Annotated in this window: 5 protein-coding genes; all 5 read right to left on the bottom strand. The window is 43.6% G+C overall.

What is annotated here, in order from left to right:
- Positions 1-174 precede the first annotated feature (174 nt).
- The gene (locus F6K37_RS31575; RefSeq protein ID WP_287254508.1) at positions 175-942 is read right to left on the bottom strand and encodes a peptidylprolyl isomerase; all 768 of its coding nucleotides are present in this window, start codon (positions 940-942) and stop codon (positions 175-177) included.
- 145 nt (positions 943-1,087) lie between these two features.
- The gene (locus tag F6K37_RS31570) at positions 1,088-2,140 is read right to left on the bottom strand and encodes an aldo/keto reductase (protein ID WP_287254506.1); all 1,053 of its coding nucleotides are present in this window, start codon (positions 2,138-2,140) and stop codon (positions 1,088-1,090) included.
- Complete coding sequence (locus F6K37_RS31565; protein ID WP_287254504.1) at positions 2,137-3,261, bottom strand: T3SS effector HopA1 family protein; 1,125 nt, start codon at positions 3,259-3,261, stop codon at positions 2,137-2,139. The genes F6K37_RS31570 and F6K37_RS31565 overlap by 4 nt, the downstream gene beginning before the upstream one ends.
- On the bottom strand, positions 3,192-3,452 hold the full coding sequence (locus tag F6K37_RS31560; protein ID WP_287254502.1) for a hypothetical protein: 261 nt from the start codon (positions 3,450-3,452) through the stop codon (positions 3,192-3,194). The genes F6K37_RS31565 and F6K37_RS31560 overlap by 70 nt, the downstream gene beginning before the upstream one ends.
- A 134-nt stretch (positions 3,453-3,586) precedes the next feature.
- On the bottom strand, positions 3,587-4,774 hold the full coding sequence (locus F6K37_RS31555; protein ID WP_287254510.1) for a phosphotransferase family protein: 1,188 nt from the start codon (positions 4,772-4,774) through the stop codon (positions 3,587-3,589).
- Positions 4,775-5,185 lie beyond the last annotated feature (411 nt).

Genomic DNA, 5,185 nt, shown 5'->3' with positions numbered 1-5,185 from the left:
AGCTAATGCTAGGAAAACAGGTATCTTAGAGAACATTGTTTTTTTTACTAACCCCCTTTTGCTTAACTTCAGCTACTCCTTAGCTACTCCTTAATTGCCAGGATTCATGTGCTTTATTTGTAAGTAATCAGGTATCAGCTGACTACTGACTGCTGATAACTGACGGCTGAATGCTTACGAATTTTCTACAGGATTAGTCTGGCTTTGCTCCTGTAACCAATTCTGAAATAGAGATTCTAAAATTGCCTCTCTAACTGATTCACTTAGTTCCGTTGGAAACCACTTCTCAACTCTGAGGATATGATAGCCAAGTTTAGTTTGAATCGGTCCGATCACTTCCCCTTCTTTAGCGTCATAAATTCCTTTAGCAATGTCTTGGGAAAGTTCTACTAGAAAGCGAATCCCCACAAAACCGCCATTTTCTTGAGACTGTTTGCCCTTCGAGTGTTCCAGTGCTAAAGCACAGAAAGAAGCGTTGTCATAGCGGAGTGCTTTAACTATTTTCAAAGCCTGGGCTAGGTCAACCACAAGAATTTGAGAGAGGGCGACTCGTCTATAGTTTTCGCGATTGCTAATATAATCACTATCGACAGATCCTCCAAACAGATGCTCTTTTAATTTCTTCGTCAACAGCTCGACTTTAATGCCTTCAGACCACTCTTCTACAGTAATCTTTTGCTCATAAAACCAAGTATTGGTTTCAGTAACCCCTAGCAACTTGTGCTCTAAACGAAAAGCATCTCCAGCCGCTTGCCATTCCTGATCGGAAACTGTAATACTAAGTTCCTCACACACATCCAAAATCAAGGCATCTTGTTCAGCTAAGCTAGCAATTTCACCAAATTTCCTGGAACGGCGCAGGTAAGCAATAATATCTGCATCCGTGACTGGGGAAGTTTCTACTACTACCGGTTTTTCTAAGGTTTCTGTCGTTTGTGTCATGGCTTTTTGTGATTAATCAATTGTGTAGTTTAACAGTATAAATTCTGTAAGCTATCAGCTATTAGCGTGTCGCGTATCAGCGTGTCGCGTATCAGCTATCAGCAAAAGACCAACGGCTGACAGCTGACGGCTGATAGCTGACCTCTCATCTATAAATAACAACAGGTTCAGGTTGGTAAATCAAGTGTTCAGGTGGAATTTCTTCAATATTGATGCGGTTGCGATGTAAATCGCCATAGAGATTTAGATAATCTAGTTCAGCCTGGGTTAGTTTGCCTTTCTGAATGCCTTTGATTGCTGCATCAACTTCTTCACGAGAGCTCCAACCTGCCAAAGCAAGATCCACACAGTTCTGACTTAAAGAATAGCGATATAAATCTGGTACTGAAGGTATCCAGCAGTTTTCTGGTAGCTCCTCTGGGGGAGTCCAAAGAATACTCTGCATTCCAGCTGACTTAAACGTAACAATACCCGGTCGCTGGGGGTCTTCGGGAGCTAAATCCGCAAACACCTTTTGCTGAGCAGTGCGGTGAGCAACATTATGGCGAACCATGGCCACATCTAATAAAGGGCTATTTAGCCACTTTCGGGCAAGATCGTGGTCGTGGAATGAGGCACCAATATAGCGCACAGCACCCATTTTTTTTAGACGTTCTGAAGTTTCAAATACTCGTTCTATGGTGCGCTGATAAACTGTATTGGGACCGCGTAGATCGTTAGAAATATTCAAGCATTTCTCGAAATTATCCCCATTGTCAGCATCAATCCAGCCCCAAAAAAATATATCAATGTAGTCAATTCCCAAGTCTACAAACTGATCGTATAGATAAGTCAATATGGCATCGGGACTCCTGGTCATGTAAGTTACCGTTGCCAGAACTACCTGCTCTCGAACTGAGGAACCCCTTCCACACAGCTGGCGCAGCGCCCCAGCCATAGAACTGTAGAGATAGTGATGTAGATCGCTGGAGTAGAAAAAGTAGTTGATTCCTTGGTCAAAGGCGTAGAGAGTATCCTCACTAGAAATGTGTCCCCCACCACCTAATCCCAGGCAGCTCACGGTTAAGTCAGTGCGTCCTAGTTTGCGGTAAAAAGGTAAATTTGATTTTGGGAATTTAACTCTAGATTTAACTCTAGCAGAAACCGTGTCTTGAGCAGGGGATGCGGTCAGGGTGCTTGTCAGATCAGTTAGCTTCATAACTCTAACGGAGTATAGATGTCTTCAGATTTGGCATTTAGGTAGCAGTGCTGCAATTCAATCTCCAACAGAGAAAATTCTTGCAGAATTGCTGCCATGCGAGCTTCTGGAGAATCGTCTCCTTTGTGGTGAGCTTCCAATAAGCCATTAGCAACAATTTGACAGCGGTTCATGCCAAAACTTTCTTGGTCAGCAAATTTCTGGTCTGGTTCTTCCGCTAACCCCAATCCTGGCGCTAGGAATTTGGTGAACAGGGGTACTTCTGGCTTAAAATGGGATTGGTGTTCTGTATAAACCTTCCGAAGCACTAACCGCACTGCTTCATAGTCGTTGTTGTCAAAGTAGAGTACTCCTGAGTCGTAGCGGTTGTAATCCTCAGGATTATAGAGAACCTTAAAAGAGAATGGCACCGAGATTTGATTTAACTGTTGCGTCAGGCTACCCATTACCGCCACTGCACCTTCAGCGGTTAAGTTGAAGTAGATGCGGACAATTTCCCCTTCACTATCTGGATGCCCATAGTCATAGGTACCGAGATTACCCACTGCCATATAGAATCCGTTTTGTACTAGATTCGGAGGTAGCAACACCGCAACGTCGTCCCCAACTGCGGGAGATTGTGCTTCTGGTTGTAAATGCTCCTCCGGCTCGATATGTAGAGTTAAACCCCCCTTATTTACTGCCAGAGTGCCATCACTTTCTTGCCTTAGCACCAACCAATCCGGGTCAAAGTAGCCTTCACCGGTATTGCTTTCATCCAATCGCTGGTAGAATTTTAGGTCTATCCCCAGGTAAGTATTGTTTTCTAAATTTTGGTGCAGGGTCAGGTCATCTGAATCGCCATTGAGGGCTAGACCATCTTTTAGCGAACCGTTGTAGTAAAGCCCGTAGAGAAAACTCCGCAGTTGCAAACTCAGATACTTTTTTTGCAAATCTAAGGGCAATTGCCCAAAGCGTTCTACTACCTCAGCTGGAAGTTCCAAGGGTTTGTAATCTCGATGGCGAATAGAGAAGTTGGACTTCTGAATCTCAAGCTGGTTGACAATGTCTTCTAGTGCAGTTCGCAGCTGCTCCGGTACAGCATCTGGCAGTTGATTTGGTAGTGATTCAAGTAATTGCATAGTTTTGTGGTTTGAAAATTGTTATTAGACATCTCCAGAAACTCGGTTTTGACCCAGGCAGTGCAAGGGTTTGAGGTTAATTTTTGGAGATGTCTATTTGTTATAGCAAAGGGAGTAGGGAGTAGGGAGTAGGGAGTAGGGAGTCGGCAGTCGGCAGTCGGCAGTCGGTAACAAAAATTATCACAATTCATTTAGGTACCCTATCTAGCGGTTTCTAGCCAAAAGAGGCACACATGTTTTTTTTACCTGTTCTCTATTGCCTATTGCCTATTGCCTATTCCCTATTGCCTATTCCCTATTCCCTATTCCCTATTCCCTACCAATTTTAAACTTGGTGCAAGATCTGATTAAGACCAATCAGTTCTGATTCCTCGATACCAAAAACTGTTCGGATCGATGCTTCTGGACGGCATAACAAGCTCTTAGCTACTTGAAGCATACAGATCCCTGTATTGCCAAAGGATTTCTGGTACTCAATTATGGACTGGATGGTTTGAATCAAGGCTAGACCAGAAAATTGCATCACCCGCTGCAAAAAATTAGGATAGCGCTCTAAAATTTCTGGAAAGCGATCGCAATAAGTCCGAATCAGGGCAGCTATGGAAGGTTGGATCTGTTCCAGGGGAGTCATAGCTAGATTCAATGCTTCTTCAATATCAATCGACTTACTAACCGCCAGACTACTTAGCCAGATGGTCAGGTAACTGGTGATAATTGAGCCTAAATCAAAGGCTGGGTCTCCCCAACTAGAGCGCTCCCAGTCAATTAGTCTAAGTCGAACGATGCCATCTGACTCTGGGGCTGACGTTGCTTGCTCCCAATCGTTGGGTAAAAGGATATTGTTCAACTTCAGGTCATTGTGAACCAGACAACAAGCATCGAAACTATTACTCAGTTTAGCGATCGCTTTTCCGAGGCTATCGTAGCGCTGATACAGGGCAAAGAATTTCAGACCATCTACGGGTACTTGACTAAATATTTCCGGACCAATCCGTTCCAAATCCTTACTCAGATTCTGAGCCTGATCAGGGGATGGCTCTGCTGATTTTTCCGAGAAAAAGTCCTGATAGTCCTGACCACCCAAGGTTGCACGATGAATACTAGCTACCATGGCTCCAATTGAGCTAGCGATCGCTTTCGGAAAGACATTCTCCTTACCGTAGAACTCGCTTAGGTCTTGATAGTCACTCAGGTAGTTAAAAACAATAATGGAATTATCTGGATCGAAATGGAGAACCTCAGGTAGCCAAGACCCCAGGTGACTCACCTCTGGGAATTGTCGTAAAAACTCTTGAGAGCGCCATTCCTTCAAAAACTCACCTACGGTTTCACCGTCTTGGTGGTAAGGCTCTTGTTTAACTAGGAGCTTACGACCTTCTGGTAAGGTCAGGAGCAAATTAAAGTTCTTCGCAGGCTTTGGTTCAATTTTACCCAGACTTTTTTCCTGTTCAGTACAGATTCCCTGGTCAATCAGGTACTCGAAAACATTTTTAAAACTTAATAAAAATGGCATAGTTATTTTAAAGAAAAAATTAACAAAAAAAATAATGGCTGACAGCTGACGGCTGACAGCTGATAGCTGATAGCTGATAGCTGATACCATCCTTAATTATTTATCTTTAGTTATTCAGCCCAAAAAGTCAATAGAATCAGCTTTAATTTTTGGACATAACGTCTTGATTAAGGTCTTATGGTTGGGGATTTTTGCAAATAATCAATCGGAGCCACAAGGACTCCGATTGAACTGATATCTTGGGTAAGCATTCAGCTATCAGCTATCAGCTTATAGCAATTCTCATAGCTATGAGGTACACAATTTCGGGATTTTAGGTAATAGGTAATAGGTAATAGGGATGCGCTGCATCTTCAGGTGCGACCCGAAGGTGCGCGCCTCCTAGGCCGGGGAACCCGGCCTAGGAGGCGC

Origin of the sequence: Moorena sp. SIO4E2 (assembly GCF_010671945.1) — a bacterium.
GTDB lineage: Bacteria > Cyanobacteriota > Cyanobacteriia > Cyanobacteriales > Coleofasciculaceae > Moorena > Moorena producens.
The sequence above is the reverse complement of the archived record's forward strand: the minus strand, read 5'-3'. Positions and strand labels throughout refer to the sequence as shown.